This is a genomic window from Spartobacteria bacterium UBA695, from assembly GCA_002298145.1.
In the GTDB taxonomy this organism is placed as follows: Bacteria; Verrucomicrobiota; Verrucomicrobiia; order Chthoniobacterales; family Chthoniobacteraceae; genus UBA695.
Window position 1 is genome coordinate 104,901 of the sequence record DBMP01000008.1, and the last position, 17,995, is coordinate 122,895.

General features: G+C 62.3%; 11 protein-coding genes and 1 tRNA gene. 9 read left to right on the top strand and 3 right to left on the bottom strand.

Annotated elements, in window-relative coordinates:
• Positions 1-24: 24 nt before the first annotated feature.
• From B2828_RS04290 to proB, 3 genes are all read right to left on the bottom strand, one after another.
• A complete protein-coding gene (locus B2828_RS04290) occupies positions 25-3,375 on the bottom strand; it encodes a response regulator (RefSeq protein WP_479632458.1) in 3,351 nt (1,116 codons plus the stop codon).
• A 172-nt stretch (positions 3,376-3,547) separates the two neighbouring features.
• The gene (locus tag B2828_RS04295; protein WP_479632459.1) at positions 3,548-4,804 is read right to left on the bottom strand and encodes a glutamate-5-semialdehyde dehydrogenase; all 1,257 of its coding nucleotides are present in this window, start codon (positions 4,802-4,804) and stop codon (positions 3,548-3,550) included.
• A 116-nt stretch (positions 4,805-4,920) separates the two neighbouring features.
• Positions 4,921-5,688: a glutamate 5-kinase gene (gene proB / locus B2828_RS04300; protein ID WP_479632460.1), complete on the bottom strand. Its 768-nt coding sequence runs from the start codon at positions 5,686-5,688 to the stop codon at positions 4,921-4,923.
• A 163-nt stretch (positions 5,689-5,851) separates the two neighbouring features.
• On the opposite strand from proB, the gene B2828_RS04305 reads away from it, so the two are divergent.
• From B2828_RS04305 to B2828_RS04345, 9 genes are all read left to right on the top strand, one after another.
• Entirely contained in the window at positions 5,852-6,370 is a 519-nt protein-coding gene (locus B2828_RS04305; RefSeq protein ID WP_479632501.1) for a YbhB/YbcL family Raf kinase inhibitor-like protein, read from the top strand.
• 40 nt (positions 6,371-6,410) lie between these two features.
• Positions 6,411-7,244 (top strand): sulfite exporter TauE/SafE family protein, encoded by an 834-nt coding sequence (locus B2828_RS04310; protein WP_479632461.1) that lies wholly within the window; start codon positions 6,411-6,413, stop codon positions 7,242-7,244.
• Complete coding sequence (locus B2828_RS04315) at positions 7,241-7,624, top strand: DUF1634 domain-containing protein (RefSeq protein WP_479632462.1); 384 nt, start codon at positions 7,241-7,243, stop codon at positions 7,622-7,624. The genes B2828_RS04310 and B2828_RS04315 overlap by 4 nt, the downstream gene beginning before the upstream one ends.
• A 10-nt stretch (positions 7,625-7,634) precedes the next feature.
• Positions 7,635-8,066: an acyl-CoA thioesterase gene (locus tag B2828_RS04320; RefSeq protein ID WP_479632463.1), complete on the top strand. Its 432-nt coding sequence runs from the start codon at positions 7,635-7,637 to the stop codon at positions 8,064-8,066.
• Positions 8,067-8,870: a GTP cyclohydrolase FolE2 gene (gene folE2, locus B2828_RS04325; protein WP_479632464.1), complete on the top strand. Its 804-nt coding sequence runs from the start codon at positions 8,067-8,069 to the stop codon at positions 8,868-8,870. It begins immediately after the preceding gene.
• 51 nt (positions 8,871-8,921) lie between these two features.
• Positions 8,922-8,996, top strand: a tRNA-Val gene (locus B2828_RS04330).
• Positions 8,997-9,141: 145 nt separating this feature from the next.
• Complete coding sequence (locus tag B2828_RS04335) at positions 9,142-10,857, top strand: histidine kinase N-terminal 7TM domain-containing protein (RefSeq protein ID WP_479632465.1); 1,716 nt, start codon at positions 9,142-9,144, stop codon at positions 10,855-10,857.
• Positions 10,858-10,884: 27 nt separating this feature from the next.
• Entirely contained in the window at positions 10,885-11,517 is a 633-nt protein-coding gene (locus B2828_RS04340) for a response regulator (RefSeq protein ID WP_479632466.1), read from the top strand.
• A 235-nt stretch (positions 11,518-11,752) separates the two neighbouring features.
• Positions 11,753-17,959, top strand: coding sequence for an autotransporter-associated beta strand repeat-containing protein (locus tag B2828_RS04345; protein ID WP_479632467.1), 6,207 nt, complete (start codon positions 11,753-11,755; stop codon positions 17,957-17,959).
• Positions 17,960-17,995: the final 36 nt, after the last annotated feature.

Here is a 17,995-nt window from a genome sequence, read left to right on the forward strand (position 1 = left end):
CAGGGAGCGGATTTCCAGCGATCATTACATCCCGTGAACAAAGACGCTGCCCCGGCGGATGGCGGCCTCAAAGGCGCCCAGCTGGACGGGCTTGCTGATGTAGTCGTCCATGCCCGCCTCGGAACATTGCCGGATGGCGCCGTCGGTGGCGTGGGCCGTCAGCGCGATGATGTAGGGCTGGACGAACGGCGGCCCCATGGTCCGGATGCGGCGCGTGGTCTCGTAGCCGTCGAGCTCGGGCATCTGGCAATCCATGAGAACGATGTCATACGGCGTGGTCTGGAGCATTTCGAGGACTTCGTTGCCGGTTCCGGCAACCTCGGCGTGGTAGCCCAGTTTCTTGAGCTGCCCGAGGGCGACCATCTGGTTCACGAGGTTGTCCTCGGCCAGGAGGATGCGCACCGGGGCCGACGGGGCGGGGATTTCCGGGACGGCCTTGGGCTTCGTTTTTGAGGTGGGGGACAGGGCGAGCATGCCGTTGGCTCCCCGGGCCTTGGCGATCACCTGGGCGATGCAGTCGTGTAACCGGGCTTGCTTGACGGGTTTGACCAGGCAGGCCTGGATATCGGCAAGGCCCGGCTCGCTGGCGGAAAACTGGCCCATGGAGGTCAGGAGTATGATGGGGAGCGAGGCGGTCGCGGGGGCGGTGCGGATGGCCCGGGAGAGCATGAGGCCATCCATTTCGGGCATTTGCATGTCGAGAATGGCCAGCTCAAAGGGCTCGCTACAGGCCAGCATGGAGAGCGCATCGGCGCCGCCCGAGACGCAGACGGGCTCCATTTTCCAAGCCGAAAGGTAGTGGGCCAGGATTTGGCGGTTGGTCGTGTTGTCATCGACGACGAGCACGCGGAGCCCGGCCAGATCGGCGTAGATTTCGGTCGGCTCGGGCCGGGTATTCGCTTTGCCGAGGCGCACGGTGAACCAGAAGGTGGAGCCGACGCCCGCTTTGCTCCTGACGCCGATCTCGCCCTCCATGAGGGAGACGAGCTGGCGGGAAATGGCGAGGCCCAGGCCGGTGCCGCCGTATTTGCGGGTGGTGGAGCCGTCGGCCTGGCTGAAGGCTTTGAAGAGGCGCTGTTGCTGTTCTTCGGTGATGCCGATGCCGGTGTCGCGCACTTCGAAGCGGAGGATCTCTTTCTCTGGGTTGGTATCGATCTGCGTATCGCGCGAGACCCGGACGAAGACCTCACCCACCTCGGTAAATTTGACGGCGTTGCTGACCAGGTTGGAGAGGACCTGCCAGAGGCGGCCCGAATCGCCGTGGAGGTAGCGCAAGACTTCTGGCTCGATGAAGCTGGCCAGTTCGACGCCCTTGGTGTGGGCCGCCTTGGCCCCGATCTCGATCGCGTCCTCGACGGTTTTGCGCAGGTCGAAGTCGACCGGGTCGAGCGTAAGCTTGCGGGCCTCGATTTTAGAGAAGTCGAGGATGTCGTTGATGATCTTCAGGAGGGACTCGGCGCTGGAGGAAATGGTCGTGGCGTATTCGCGCTGGAGCTGGGTCAGCTCGGTATCGAGCAGCAGGCCGGTGAGGCCGATGACGCCGTTCATCGGGGTGCGGATCTCGTGGCTGACGTTGGCCAGGAATTCGCTCTTGGCCCGGTTGGCGGATTCGGCTGCGGCCTTGGCGGCGTAGAGTTCGTTTTCGATCTGCTTGCGCTCGGTGATGTCCTGCATGGTTCCGGCCATGCGGAAGGGGGCGCCGCCGTCGGGGTTCTCCACCGGCTCGCCCTGGAAGAAGATGATCCGCTCAACGCCGTCGGGCAGAACGGCGCGGAATTCGCCCCGGCACGGCTTGAGTCCCTCAAGGGATTGGCGCAAAAGCTCGCAGACCAGCCCATGGTCCTCGGGATCGACGCGCTCCAGGAGGAGCTTTTGGGTCGGCTTGATGCCGCGCTCGGGCAAACCGAGCATCCGAAAGGTTTCCTCGGACCAGACGAGCTGGCGCAGGCGCTGATCCCAGTCCCAGTTGCCCAAATGGGCGATCCGCTGGGCCTCGGCCATGCGGCGCTCGCTAAAGGCGATGCCGAGCGAGGATTGCAGGATGCGCTGCCGGACGACCATGAAGAAGATGACCAGGATGGCCGTAAAAAGGGTGGCCAGGATGAAGGTGCCGCGCTGAGCGGCCACGCCGCGCTCCATGATGGAGGGCTCCATGTCGAGGCTCATGACGGCGACAACCCGGTCGCTCTTGGAGTTCACGATGGGGGCGTAGCCGGTGACGTAGCGCCCCCAGTCGTTGACGCCGGGGCCGACGGTGGTGGCGTGTCCGCCTGCAAAGACGGCGTCGAGTTCTGCCGGAGGATGATGAACCGGGATGCCCAGCGGGGTATGGGTGGGGTCGCCAGCGGGGACGGAATCGGCAAGGTAGATGTAGCGGCCGTCCTTGGGGACAATGATGTGGATGCCCCGGTAGATGGTGTCGGAGGCCTGCATCGCTCTCAGACGGGTGCCGAGCCACTGGTAGTCCGGGGTATTGAGATCCTCGGGGGTAAAGGTCAGTTTGCCAAAATGCTCAGGGCCGATGGCTGAGGCGCAGAGCTGCACTTTGTCCAGCAGCGCCTGGCGGTAGCCAGCTTCGGTGACTTTACCGACGTGATCAACGGCAAACCACCCGGCGGTGACGATGCCGATAAGGATGGCGGTGAGGCCCACGCCATAGCCCCGCTCCTGCCCGCGCCCGAGGATGATCTCGGCCTCGCGGCGGCTCCGGCGGTAATACCCCCAGATGGCGATGGCGGTCGCGATGGGCAGCACGGCCCGGAAGACTTCGATGGGGATGCCGGTCCAGCGCTGGAAGTTAACCTGGTTAATGACGTTGGCCGGGAAGAAGGGTGACGGCAGGACAAAGAGGCCTGCGGCGATGGCGTAGATGGCCATGGCAGAGGCCATGATCCGCAGGAAAACGGAGTTCGGGGACTTGATTTTGTCGGCGGCTTCAGAGAGGACCTTCGCCGTCCAGAGCCCGCCGACCAGGCCCAGCGCATAGCGGCTGTAGGCCAGCATGCCCGCGATGCCGCCAAAGAGACCGCCGCAGGCTACGAAGATGAGCAGCGGAATGTAGATCCAGCGGCCAAGCCCCCTCCCCTTAAGCTCCCACCAACCCGCGCGGGCGAACTCCACCAGGAAGAGAAAGGAGAGCGCCATGACGGCTCCCCGGAAGATGGCAAAAGGCTTTGGGTCGCCAAAACAAAAGACGGCGACCTCCATCCATTCGTGGAGGCCGTGGATCAGCCCAAAGAGGCCGAACCAAATCCACGGCAGCCGGAAGGTGTTCCGCTGCTGGAGCATGGCGCAGACCGCCGCCAGGACGATGAAGGCAAATCCGTAGACAAAGAACACGTAGTCCATTTGTCGGAGGAAAAGGGCGGTGTGCATGGGTGGGGGCTTTCAGGGAATCGCGTGGGGACCGCTTTTAGCGCGTCAGAAAAGTGATTGCCTCACACTGGAACGCCGTCGCAAGCAGTCCGAAAATACGTCAAATGTAGTATCCCCTGAGGCGCAAAGTCCATTAGTTTTATTAGCCCTTGCTCTCGCTGCGTATTTCTACCTATCCGCGAATCTGACCCGTGCCCCGGATCTGGTATTTGTAGGTGGTCAGTTCCTCCAGGGCCATGGGGCCCCGGGCGTGGAGTTTATCGGTGCTGATGCCGATTTCCGCGCCGAAACCGAATTCGCCGCCGTCGGTGAAGCGCGTGCTGGCGTTCCAGTAAACGGTGGCGGAATCGACCCGGTTGAGGAAGGCCTCGGCGGCTACCGGGTCGGCGGTGACGATGGCGTCGCTATGGTGCGAGCCGTGCGTTTCGATGTGCTCGATGGCTTCATCGAGGGAATTGACGATCTTGGCGGCCAGGATGAGTTCGAGGAACTCGGTGTTCCAGTCCTCTTCAGTGGCGGGGACGGCGGCGGCGACCAGCTCGCGCACCCGGGCGTCGCCGCGGATTTGCACGCCTTTTTCCAGAAGGGCCGCGCCGGTGTCCTTAAAGAAGGCCTCGGCTACGTCGCTGTGAACCAGGACGGTCTCGATGGCGTTGCAGACGCCGGGACGCTGGGTCTTGGCGTTAATGACGATGTTGCGCGCCATGGCGAGATCAGCGGCTTTGTCAACGTAGACGGCGCAAATGCCGTTGTAGTGCTTGATGACGGGCATCCGCGCGGCGGAGACGACGGCCTCGATGAGGGCCCGGCCGCCCCGGGGAATGATGACGTCGATAAATTGATCCATCCCGGCCAGGAGCTTGACGGCTTCGCGGTCGGTGGTGGGGACAAGCTGGATGGCGTCGGCAGGCAGCCCGGCGCGGGCAGCCCCCTTGGCCAGGGCCGCAGCGATGGCCAGGTTGGAGTGGATGGCCTCGCTGCCGCCGCGCAGGATGACGGCGTTGCCGGTCTTGGTGCAAAGGACGGCGGCGTCGCTGGTGACGTTGGGGCGGGACTCGAAAATGATGCCGATGACGCCGATGGGGACGCGGACTTTGGAAATCTCAATGCCGTTGGGCCGGGTCCACTGGGTGATATTGGCCCCGACGGGATCGGGTAGCGTGGCGACCTGCCGGATGCCCTCGGCCATGGAGACGACGCGGGCGGGGGTCAGGGTGAGCCGGTCGATCATGGCTTTGGAAAGGCCACTGGCACGGGCGGCTTCGACGTCCCGGGCGTTTTCGGCAAGAAGGGTCGGTTCGGCGGAAACGAGTTCGTCGGCCATGGCCAGGAGGCCGGCGTTCTTCTGCACGGTGGTCAGCCGGGCGAGTTCTTTGGAAGCGGCGCGAGCCCGCTTGCCCATTTCGAGGATCGTTTCTTGGAGACTCATGATGGTTTTATCTGCGAAGGGCCCAGAATAACGTAGTTTTCCCCCCGTGTCCAAACGGGAGTTTAGGGCACCTCTAAAAACCGGGGCACGTCATCCACTTTGTCTTTTTGCGCCCTTTAGGCTTCTTTAACGTGGAAGCGGGTGCCGACGGCTTCCCCCTTCAGGATGGAGGTGATGACGTGCGGGGCGCGGCCGCTGGCGATGACGGTGGGGATACCGGCCAGGACGGCTTTTTTGACGGCCAGCAGTTTGCTGCCCATGCCGCCGACGCTCAGCTTGCCCTTGGTCGGCTTGGCGTACTGCATGACGGAGTCGATATCGGTGACTTCGCGCACCAGTTCGCCGTTATTGAGGAGCCCCTCGGCGCTGGTGAGGAGGATTAGGAGATCGGCCTTGGCCAGCATGGCGACTTCGGCGGAAAGCCGGTCGTTGTCGCCGAAGCGGAGTTCCTCGACGGCCACGGAATCGTTTTCGTTAATGATCGGGACGACTTTCTTTTCGTCGAGGAGGCGGTTGAGAGTGTTACCCGCGTTGGAGTAGCTCTTGCGGCTGTCGAGGTCGCGGTAGGTCAGCAGCAACTGGGCGACCAGCAGGCCACGGGAGGCGAAGGCCGTTTCGTAAAGATTCATGAGCCGGGACTGCCCGACGGCGGCGCACGCCTGGATGCCCGCCAGATCCTTCGGCCGCTCCTCGTACCCGAGCGCCATCAGGCCCGCGCCGACGGCGCCACTGGAGACGAGCAGGCACTCGTAGCCGCCGCAGACAGCTGCGGCGACCTCGGCGGAAAGACGGTCAATCTGGCCGCGGTCGAGCGTGCTGGCCTCCGGGGTGGTCAGGATTCCGGTGCCGAATTTGAGAACGATGCGCTTAACGGGACGAGCCATGGTGAGTAAGGAAAAGGGGTAAACCCTTATCGCTTTCATTTTGGCAATTCAAGGAGTTTAGTCACCCGGGGAACCCATGAGAACGACCCAAGGCTATCTTTTTTTGCTGCTGGGGGCGGCGGCTTTGGGCATGATGGCGGGCATGGCTAAGGCTAAAGCGATAATGACGGTTACCAGCGCCGGAATTAAAAAGGGCGCTTTCGAGTTAAAATACGGCAAACACGGCACGCAGTTCTTTAAGGGGATGCCGACGCTCTCTTTCCCGATCGAAATCCACGACGCGCCGGGGGGCACCCGCTCTTTCGCGCTCTTTCTGGAGGACCGGGACGCGATCCCGGTCGCCCGGTTCTCCTGGATTCACTGGGTGGCGGCGAACCTGACCGAGCCGGACCTGGAGGAAAACGCCAGCGCCAACCCCAAAGGGCGCTTCGTGCAAGGCGTCAACAGCTGGGCCTCGCGCCTGCTGGGCGACGAGGCGCTAACCGACGTGGAGGCCGCCCGCTACGGCGGAATGGCCCCCCCGGACAAGGCGCACACGTACGAACTGCACGTCTACGCGCTCGATACCCGGGTGGACTTAAAGGACGGCTTCTTTGCCAACGAGCTTTTCAAGGCAATCAAAGGGCACGTACTCGCGGAAGCGGTACTGGCGGGCAGCTACCCGGCAACGGGTAGAGCTTGACTCAGGGGGACCCCCTACCTGACTTTAAGGGGACTCACCCATGACGCCGCTTCTTTTCACTGTAATCATCGCTGCGATCTCCATCGCGGCGGGACTCCTAGGCTCGCTGGTGGGCGTGGGCGGCGGCATTATTGTCGTCCCGGCGCTCACGCTTCTGATGGGGGTCGATATTCGCACGGCCATCGCGGCTTCGATTGTCGCCGTGGTGGCGACCTCCAGCGGGGCCGCTTCGGGCTATGTGCGCCAGCGGCTTACCAACATGCGCCTGGCGATGCTCCTGGAGGTGGCCACGGCGGCGGGCGCTCTTTTCGGGGCGTTGCTGGCAGCTTACGTCCCTGGGAAAAGCCTCTACGTTCTCTTCGGCCTGGTCCTCTGCTATACCGCCTACTCCATGTCCCGCCCTCAGGACGGCAAACCGCGCGAACTGCCGCCCGACCGCTGGGCCGACCGGCTCAAGCTGCATACGTCCTACTTTGACAAAGCGCTCAACCAGGAAATCAGCTACCGGGTATCGCGAACCGGCACGGGGCTTGCAGTCAGCGGAGCCGCGGGCATCTTGAGCGGCCTGCTCGGCATCGGCGGCGGCGTATTGAAGGTCCCGGTGATGCACCTCTCCATGGGCATCCCGCTGAAAGTCTGCACGGCAACGAGTAATTTCATGATCGGCGTAACGGCCTCCACGGGCGCGGCGGTATACTTCATGCGCGGCGACGTGCAGCCCTTTGTGACGGCACCCGTGGCCGTGGGCGTACTGCTCGGGGCAAAGATCGGCTCGCGGGTGCTGGGTCATCTCAAGAGCGAGTGGATTCGCCGCGTATTCGTCGCCGTACTCGTCATCACGGCCGTTCAGATGTTATTGAAAGGGTTCAAATGAGCAAAGCGCTGGAAGGAGAAATTATCATCAGCGACGTCCTTCGCTGGGGCGTGGCCATCAGCCTGATCTTGATCACCCTCGGCACGGTGTGCGCCTTCGTGCAGCCGGGCGAATACGGGCTCCACGGCGGCACGGCGGCAGACTTTCACCAGCTGCTGACCCACCCGGATCTGCGCATCCTGACGCTGAGCGGCTTCCTGGAAGCGGCTCGGGCGGGCCATGGCGTGGCGCTCATCGCCCCGGGGCTCCTGCTCCTTATCTCCACCCCGCTCCTGCGCGTGGCGGTCTCCATCGTGATGTTTGCGGTGGAGAAGGATGTCGCGTATGTTGTCATCACCTCGACCGTGCTGGCGCTCGTACTGCTTTCGTTTTTCCTTTAACTTCCCGCAGATGACCGATTCCCCGACTCCCATCGAAGGTTCGCGGTTCGAAACAGAGCTCCCCGTCCGGCCGGACGACATCGACATGAACCAGCATGTGCACAACAGCCGGTACTTCGACTACGTGCTCGCGGCGCGCTACGACCAGATGGCCCGCTGCTACCGGCTCTCGATGGACGAATTCCTCAAAGCCGGGTTCGGCTGGGTCGTTCGCACGGCCAATATCGAGTACAAGCGGCCGCTGCTCATGGGCGACACCGTCCTCGTCGCCACCTGGGTCAGCGTCATGCACACCGACGGCGTCACCGTCAGCTTCGAGATCCGCAAAAAAGCCAACGGCAAACTCTGTTGCGACGGCAAATTTCGCTACACCATGGTCGACATCCAAACCGGCAGGAGCGCCAAAATCCCGCAGTGGATCGCGGAAAAATACTCAATCTAAATGGAACTCCATCACCTCAAAGACACGCAGAGCGAACCCGATCACCGCCGGATTCCGATCGACCGCGTGGGAGTCAAAAACCTGCGCTACCCCATCCAGGTTCGCGACAAAGCCCGCTCGATGCAGAGCACCGTGGCGCAGTTCACACTGACCGTCGATCTTCCCCATCAATACAAGGGCACGCACATGAGCCGCTTCGTGGAGGCGCTCAACGAACACGGGCCCGTGATCCACATCGACAGCGTGCGGGATATCCTCCAGCGCCTGCGCACCAAGCTCCATTCGCAGAAAGCGCACCTGGAGTTCGAGTTCCCATTTTTCCTGGAAAAGAAAGCCCCGGCAACGGGCGCCACGGGAATGATGGACTACACCGTCCGCTTCGCCGCCACGGCAGACGGGAACGACGTCGATTTCGTCGCAACCGTCATCGTCCCGGTCACGACCCTCTGCCCCTGCTCCAAGGCCATCAGCGACTACGGCGCGCACAACCAGCGCGGGCAAGTTACCTACTCCGTGCGGTTCCACAAACCGATCTGGATTGAGGACTTGATCCAGCTCGTCGAGCGGTGCGCCAGCTGCGAGCTCTATTCGCTGCTGAAACGGCCTGACGAGAAAACGGTGACGGAGCGAGCCTACGACAACCCGGTTTTTGTCGAAGACCTGGTGCGCAACGTTGCATCCCTTTCCGAGCGCGAGCCCAACATCAGATGGTACCGGGTGGAAGCGGAGAACTTCGAGTCGATCCACAACCACAACGCCTACGCCGTGATCGAAAAGCAGCTCGAGGTCAAAGCGGCAAAATAAAGGCTTGCCGGAGACCAAAAATCTGAGAGGTTATCGACTCCGTCATTTTTGGGGAGCGTAGCTCAGCGATAGAGCGGCTCGTTTACACCGAGTTGGTCGGGGGTTTGAATCCCTCCGCTCCCACCATTTATCTGATGGAACCTAGCCCTTCGGTACGCTCCAGGCTAGGCGGGGATGCTTTCGGAGCCCTTTTCGGACGAATAACAGCGGTTAGGCCGTTTGATGGATTGAGTGGCGCCCGGTTCTCCCATAGCGTGCGGCCGGGATGAATATGATCAACCTATCCGCATTGCCTCATTTCCTTTGGGGTTCGTTTTTGCTCTACGCCGGGCTGGCCATTCATACTTTTTTCCGGAGTCGGCATCGGATTTCATTTATCTTTGGCCTGCTGATGAGCTTCTGCGCCATCGTGGCGGTGGTTTATTACTACCAGATCACGGTTCAGTCACTTCAAGCCAAGGTGGTCTTGATGCAGGTCTCCTTTGTTTTTTTCCCGTTCTTCGCGCCCCTATGGCTGGCGGTGGCGGTCCATCTGGCGGGGGGCGAACATTGGTTACGACCGATGGTGTGGAAGCTGCTGCTGGTGGTGCCGCTCGTGACGGTCGGTTTTGCACTGACGGCCCAATATCACGAATGGTTCCGGTACCATTTTACGCTGGAGACGCTGGGGCCTTTAAGCGTGTTGCATTACCAAAACGGGCCATGGTTTAGGTTCTATATTATCTATACCTATGCGGTGGGGGTGCTGGGCGTTTTCATTATACTTTCCGCGGGGTCTTCGGCGCTGCCGAATGCGCGCCGCAATATTATGGGCATCCTGGTGGCCTATGTGCTCCCGAGTGCGGTAGACCTTCTTTTCCAATTCGGGAAAACGCCGCTGCGGGGGCTTAATCTCACGATGTTTGCCTTTGTCCCCTCCGCGCTTATTACGGCCTGGTTGGTTTTGCATCACCGTATCCTGAACCTGGAGCCGATCGCGCGGGATGTGCTTCTGGAACACATGAAGGAGGCCATCGTGGTGTTCGATATGCAGGGGAAGGTCGTGGAGCTTAACGCCAGGGCGGAGGAGATCCTGGGGGTGGAGCGCTACGCGGCACTGGATCAGCCCCAGGATTCGTTCGCCGCGCCTGGGCGGGATCTTTTCTCCGCGGGCCGCGTTCCCGTGCGGTTACAGGTTAAGTCAGTCCTCGGCGAGCAGCAATGGCTGGAGAGCTCGTCGGTGGAACTAATCGACCAGGGCGGGACAAAGGTGGGGCGGCTTTTCTTTTTGCGGGATGTGACGATGGCGGTCGAGCGGGAGGCGCAGGCGGTGGAGATGGTCAAACTGGAGGCCGAGCAGCTGCGGTTGCGCGAGCAGCAGCGGCTGATCAGGGATTTGCACGATGGCTTGGGGGCGCTGAGCGCCAACCTGGGAATGCTGGCCGCGAGGGGGGCCAGGGCGCAGGATGCCGCAACGAAGGACCGGCTTTTGGATCAGATCAATCAGCTTTCCTGCGAAATCGGCATGGAGGTCCGGGAAATCATGAGTTCGCTGGAGTCGCGCGAGTTTTTTTGGGGGGACTTCGTGCACAATCTCCGGCGGTATGCGGCGATGGTCCTGGACGCCGTGGGCTTGACGTGGGAGCTGACGGTGCAGGGGGAGATTCCCGCAACGGGACCCGGGTATGCAGCGGGGATTTCCCTTTTCCGGGTGGTTCGCGAGGCGCTCAACAATTCGATCAAATACGCCCAGGCCGGGGAGGTCCAAATCCGACTGGCGTTTTCCGATGTCAGCTACCGGATCGAAGTCCAGGACGACGGCCTGGGCTTTGGGCTGGAGAATATGCGTCCCTCGGGGCGCGGCTTAAAGAATATGCGCCACCGCGTTGAGGAGCTCGGCGGCACCATGGAATTGCAAACTTCCTCCTCCGGCACTTTGCTGATTTTTACGATTCCGCTCGCGGAAGAGGCCAGGCCCGAGGAAAATGGGGGCGATTCCTTAACCTAACAAGCCGCGAACCCCGTCCCCTTCCCGATGCATATTGCGATTGTCGAAGACAATCAGACCCTGCTGGAAAACTTACGCCTGATGCTGCAAGGCGAACCCGGCTGCGTGGTCAACGGGGCCTGGCAAAGCGCCGAGGAGGCTCTGGCCGTGCCGATCTGGGCGGAAACGGACATCCTGCTGGCCGATCTCGACCTGCCCGGAATGTCCGGCGTCGATTTGATCAGCCAGCTCAAAAGCCGCTACCCGGCCCTCAACTGCATGGCCTACACGATTTATGAGGACCGCTCGACGGTCTTCTCGGCCATCAAAGCGGGGGCTTGCGGCTACCTCCTCAAGGGAAGCACGCCGAGGGAATTGATCGAGGCCTTGCGCGATCTTTACGATGGCGGCGCGCCCATGAGCCCCAAAGTAGCACGCAAGGTGATCCACCATTTTCAGGAAATCACTGGCGGCGGCTCTGCCGGAGATGATGGGCTGACCAGCCGTGAACAGGATGTCCTGCGGCGGCTGGAGCAAGGTCAGTCGTACAAGGAGATCGGCGTAGCCATGGGTATCAGCGCCCATACCGTGCACACGCACATCAAGCATATCTACGAAAAGGTCCAGGGCCGTACCCGGGCGGAAGTCATGCGCAAGGCCCGGCTGCGCGGCTGGCTGTAGCTCGCACGGGGCGCCTCAAGGCCCGCGCTTAGCTTAGCCTATAGGATGAAGTAAAACGGAGTTATACGGGGAGAAAATATATACCCCGAAAATACCCCGTATGGGTGATGTTGTTGGCTTATCATACCCAGTAGCCTGACGGACTAAGTCAGAATTGCAGTTCAGAAAACGTCACGGGAATGCCCCCCCAAAGCCCGCCTGATGTTCAGCAGGGTAGCCAACAGAAAAACAACCTATGATCAAATTCGTCAAAAACGGTGTCGGGCTTTGGGTAATTCAAACTTTGTGGGCGGCCGCCATGGTCGTCCCCGCAGCCCAGGCGGAAACTATCGTGAGTTTGAGCAGCAATGCGCCCCTGGTGACCACCAGCTTGAGCTATGACGGGGGTGGATCCATTGTGAACGGGAACGGCTACTCGGGATATTTTGTGCAGTCGGGGAACCTGAGCCTCTCCAATGTGACGCTGACGAATTTTGTGACCACCGGCGGCACGGGAAGTGGCGGTGGCGCGGCCTTGGGCGGCGCGGTTTATGTCAACAGCGGTGCCACGGCGACGCTGACGAACGTGAGCTATAGCGACAACGGCGTCGTGGGCGGCACGGGCGGGGTGGGAACGGTCGGCGGATCTCTCAATAACCGCTTCAATGCGGGAACGACGGGAGCTAACGGAACCGCTGGTGCAAACGCGATTTCCGACAGCGCCGTTGTCAACGGCGGAAACGGCGGAAGCGGTTACAACGGTTCCTCAGGAGCCAACGCAACGTCGGGCGTTGGCGGCACAGGCGGTTCGGGCGGCAACGGTTCTGGCGGCGTCATCACGACGGCGGATGTTGTAAAGTCAATAGCGGATTCAGTCTATGACGCGGCGACGCTCGCGTCCAACACGACGCTTGCCGCAGAGTATACGGCCATTGCGGGACAGTTCACCCTCCAGGCCTCGGCTGCGACTACCGGAGTGACCACGGCAGGCTTGGCTCCGGTTTATACTGCGCTGGCTACGCAATATTACACCATGGCTGCCGAAGCCACCGCGGAGACCACTACCGCTGATGCACTCAAGATCGCCGCCGACGCCGCTTATACGCTGGCGCTGAACGTGACCTCCCTTGCAGCAGGGGTGGCCGGCATGGGCGGCAACGGCGGCGCGGGCGGCAATGGCGGCAATGGCAGCTTCGGTTACGGCGGTGGCCAGGGTGGCGCAGGTGGCAACGGCGGCGACGCCGTTTCCGCCTCGAATGCCATTGGCGGCACAGGCGGTAACGGCGGCACGGGCGGTAACGGCGGTTTTGGCGCGGGCGGCGGCACGGGCGGCAACGGCGGCAGCGCGGGCTCCGACGGCAATGATGCCACCAATGCGGGCGCAGACGGCTCAGGCGGCAGCGGCGGCACAGGCGGATTCGGCGCGGGCAACGGCAGCACCGCCGACGGCTCTGACAACGGCACGGGCGGCAACGGCGGCTCCGGTTACGGCGGCTCGATTTTCGTCGCCTCCGGCGGCACGCTCAACATCAACGGCAACGCCACGTTCTCCCAGGGGCACGCGCTCGGCGGCGGCAGCGAGAACGGCGGGGATTCCGGCGAAGGCGTGGGCACGGACCTTTTCATGATGAAAGGCTCCACTGTGAACCTGAACGCGGGCAACGGCGTTATTACCTTTAACGGCACGATCGCCGACGACAGCAAGGCCAGCATTTCCTCCTCCTCCATCGCCGACGGCAAGGGGGCATCCATTAATATCAACAGCGGCCTGGTCATTTTCAACGGGGCCAACACCTACAGCGGTGTGACCAACGTCAACGGCGGTGTCTTGCAGGCATGGGACGGCGTGGGCCTCTACACCAATAGCAACCTCAACTTCGCGGGCGGCGTTTTCCAGACCAGCGGCATGTTTGACCGCTACGTGGGCACCGCCGCGTGGAAAGTTCAGTGGACCGGCGACGGCGGCTTCGCGGCGGTCGACGGCGGGCTGACCGTGCGCCTCAACGGCGGCATCACGCTTACTTGGGATACCAACAGCTTTGTGCCCACCGGTAATTCGTTGCTCTTCGGCTCCACCTCCGCGACCGATTCGGTCACGTTCGTCAACAACATCAACCTCAACGGGGGCAACCGCTCGATCCTCGTTGCGGCCAATGGGGACAATTCGGACACCGCCATCCTTACCGGCGTCCTTTCCAACGGCGCGCTGACCGTCAACGACGCCACCCATACCGGCATCCTGATCCTGACCAACGTCAATACCTATGACGGCGGGACCACGATCAACGCGGGCATTCTGGCCCTCTCCGGCAGCGCCAAGCTCAATGCAAACGGAGCCGTGGCCGTCACCGGAACCTTCGATATTTCCATGGCGAAAGATCAGACCATCGGCGACCTCAGCGGCCCCGGCGTGGTCAACCTCGGTAGCAATCGCCTGACCCTCAACACCGGCGACAGCACCTTCTCAGGCTCCATCAATGACGGTGGCCTTGCCGGGGGCACCGGCGGCAGCGTGACCAAGCGCGACTCCGGCACCTTGACCCTCACCGGTACGAACACTTACACCGGCGGCACCATCATCGACGCAGGCGGCACGATTGCCATGAAGGCCAACGGCACGTTGTATTCCAACGGAGCCGTCCAGGCCAACGGCACCTTCGATATTTCCCAGGGCATCAGCCAAACCATCGGCGACCTGAGCGGCTCCGGTACGGTCGCCCTCGGCAGCAACCGCCTAACGCTCAATATCGGCAACAGTCTCTTCTCCGGGGCCATCACCGATGGCGGTATCGGCGGCGGCACGGGCGGTAGCGTTACCAAGCGCAGCTCCGGCACCTTGACCCTCACTGGCACGAACACCTACACCGGTGGCACCATCATTGATGCGGGCGGCACGATTGCCATGAAGGCCAACGGCACGTTGTATTCCAACGGCACCGTCCAAGCCAACGGCACCTTCGATATTTCCCAGGGCATCAGCCAGACCATCGGCGACCTGAGCGGCTCCGGCACGGTCGCCCTCGGCAGCAACCGCCTAACGCTCAATATCGGCAACAGCCTCTTCTCCGGGGCCATCACCGATGGCGGTATTGGCGGCGGCACGGGCGGCAGCCTCACCAAGCGCAGCTCCGGCACCTTGACCCTCACTGGCACGAACACCTACACCGGCGGCACCATCATTGATGCGGGCGGCACGATTGCCATGAAGGCCAACGGCACGTTGTATTCCAACGGCACCGTGCAGGCCAACGGCACCTTCGATATTTCCCAGGGCCTCAGCCAGACCATCGGCGACCTGAGCGGCTCCGGCACGGTCGCCCTCGGCAGCAACCGCCTGACGCTCAACAATGGCGACAGCACCTTCTCGGGCTTGATCGCCGATGGCGGTATCGGCGGCGGCACGGGCGGCAGCCTCACCAAGCGCGGCTCCGGCACCCTGACCCTCACCGGCACGGGCACCTACACCGGCGGCACTATCATTGACGCGGGTGGCACGCTCGCCCTGCAGAACAGCGCCAAGCTCTACAGCAACGGCGCGGTCGAGTCCAACGGCGTCTTCGACATCTCGCAGGGGACCAACCAAACCATCGGCGACCTGAGCGGTTCCGGTGAAGTCAATCTTGGCTCAAAGCAGCTCACGCTGAACCTCGGCAATAGCACCTTCTCCGGGAGCATCAACGATGGCGGCATCGGCGGGGGCACCGGCGGCAGCCTCGTCAAGCGCGGCTCCGGCACGCTCACCCTCACCGGCACGAGCACCTACACCGGCGGCACCGTCATTAACACTGGCGGCACCATCGCCCTGAAAAACAACGGCCAGCTCTACAGCAACGGCGCGGTCACGGCCAACGGCGTCTTCGATATTTCCCAGGCGCACAACCAGACCATCGGCGACCTAAGCGGCTCGGGGCTTGTAAACCTCGGCGCCAACCAGCTCTCGCTGAACCTCGGCAACAGCACCTTCTCGGGCACCATTGCCGATGGCGGCATCGCAGGGGGCACCGGCGGCAGCCTGCTCAAGCGCGGCTCCGGCACGCTGACCCTCACCGGCTCGAACACCTACACCGGCGGCACCATCATCGACGAAGGCGGCACGCTGGCGCTCTCCGGCAACGGCAGCCTCTACTCCGGCGGCGCGCTGGAGGTTAACGGCACCTTCGACGTCACCGCCAAGACCCACGACTTCACCGTAGGCTCGCTGAGCGGCTCAGGCCTGGTCGCCCTCGGGGACCGGCAGCTCACCTTCGGCGCGGCGGCCAACACGGCCTACTCCGGCGTCATCACCGGCAGCACCAATGCAGCCCTCATCAAAGAAGGCACGGGCGAATTCGTCTTCAGCGGCACTTCCTCCGTGCTCTCCTGGCAGATTAAGACCGGCTCCGTAGCCCTCGAAGCTTCGGCCGGGGGGTACGCCAACCTCTCGACCCAGGCCACCGTCACCGTCTCAGGAACCGGCGCGCTCATCGTGAACAACAACAACACGATCCAGACGCTGAACACCAACGGCCTCATCTCCGGCACGGCCACGTTGACCGCCACGCAGTACAACCTCAACGACGGCGCAGTCGTCAACGCCAAGCTCGGCACCGGCACCATCTACTCCAATGGAGCCGTGACCGCCAACGCCACGCTCGGGGCCAACACGATCTACATCCAGTCGGGCATCCTGACCCTCGGCGCGGCGGACATCCTCTCGCACAACGCCACGGTCGACATCTCTCTCGACGCAAAAATGATCCTCGCCGGAGGCGACCAGACGATCCTGAACCTGACAGGCGCGGGCAATGCCTACGAGGAAAACAACTACGTGCTCCACGTCACCAACGGCGGCGACTACGCCGGCCATTTGGTCAGCGTGGGCTCGCTGGTGAAATCCGGCTCCGGAGCGCTCACCCTCTCCGGTACCAACGAGTACAACGCAGGCACCACCGTCGAAAGCGGTACATTGATCGTTAACGGATTGCTCACCAGCCAGACGGTAGTTAATCCGAACGGGACCCTGAAGGGCTCCGGCACCGTCAACGGAAACGTGACCAACAACGGCATCCTGGCTCCCGGCAATTCCCCGGGCATCCTGACCATCTCCGGCAACTACACGGAAAACGCCATCCTCCAGATCGAGATCGGCGGTACCGCGGGCGCCGGGGTCAACCCCAACGGGAACGACCAAGTGGTCGTCAGCGGCGTCACGCAGCTCAACGCGCAATCCAGCGTGCTGGAGATCAAGCAGTACAACAGCTTCGCGCCACAGAAGGGGGATAGCTTCCAGATCATCAATGCCGCGGCGGGCTCCATCCAGGGGACCTTCTCCAGCATTACCTCTGACCTGAACCTGCAAGCCGTCTTCTCCCGCTGGAACGGCTCCCTCACCTTCACCGGCCTGAGCTCCGGCGCGGACCTTGAGAAAGCCTTCAGCCACCTTACCTCCAACCAAAAGGCCATACTGCATGACCTGAAAGTGGGGCAGGATCAGTACGACGGCGGCAACCTCATCGTTCAGCTGCTCCAGTCCTCCAATCCCTCCGTCGTGTTTGATAAAGCCTCGCCGGAAGCCTACGCGGGCAACGTCGATTACGCACTGCGGGCGCTGCGGGCCTACTCCGACAACGCGCGCAACATGGAGTCGGTTCTAGTGGACGGGAAGTACGAATTCTTCGGAGGGTATTCCGGCTTCTCGACTGGGGCCAACAGCTCCGACGATCTCGCCAACTACGATCTGAACGGCAACGCCGGCATCGCAGGCGTACGCGGTCAGATCTCCAAGCGAGTCTCGCTCGGGTTCTTCGGCGGCTTCGACAGCGGCACGATCGATTCCACCTTCCTGCGCTCGGATGTGACCGGATCGGTCTGGGGCCTCTTCAGTGAAGTCGCCCTCACCCCGGACCGCAGCTTCCTGGCAATCGGCACCGTCTCCGCCGGATTCTTCAGCACCGACGGAACCCGCACCACCAATACGAGCACCTCGCACTTCACCGGCATCGATTCCAACTCGCAGGAGGTCTCCCTCGCCCTCCAATATGCATGGCTGAAGGGCAGCAACTACATCGTCCGTCCTGAGTTCAAACTGGCCTACTCCCACGCGAACATGGGCGGGTTTGCCGAGAAGAACAAGAACGTCGGCGAAGCCCTGAAGGTCAACAGCATTGACGCAGACAGCTTCCTGACGGAACTGGCCATCAACGCCGAGTGGGAAGCCCTCAGCCGCCTCACGCTGCGAGGCCGCCTGGCGGTTTACCATGACTTCGCCGATGCTTCGCGCGACGTCACGGCCCACCTGGTCAAGGAAACAACCGACTTCACTGTCCAGGCTCCCGGCATGGGGCAAACGGAAGTGAACTTCTCCGTCGGGGCCAACTATCGCTTCAACGACCGGGTCGGAATGGGCCTTTCCTACAAGGGTGGCTACAACCCCGATGCCAAGTTCTCCAACACCTACTCGGCCAACGTCAGCATCTCGTTCTAGCGGATCCTAGAGCAATGGGTTTTAAGGGATGGGCGC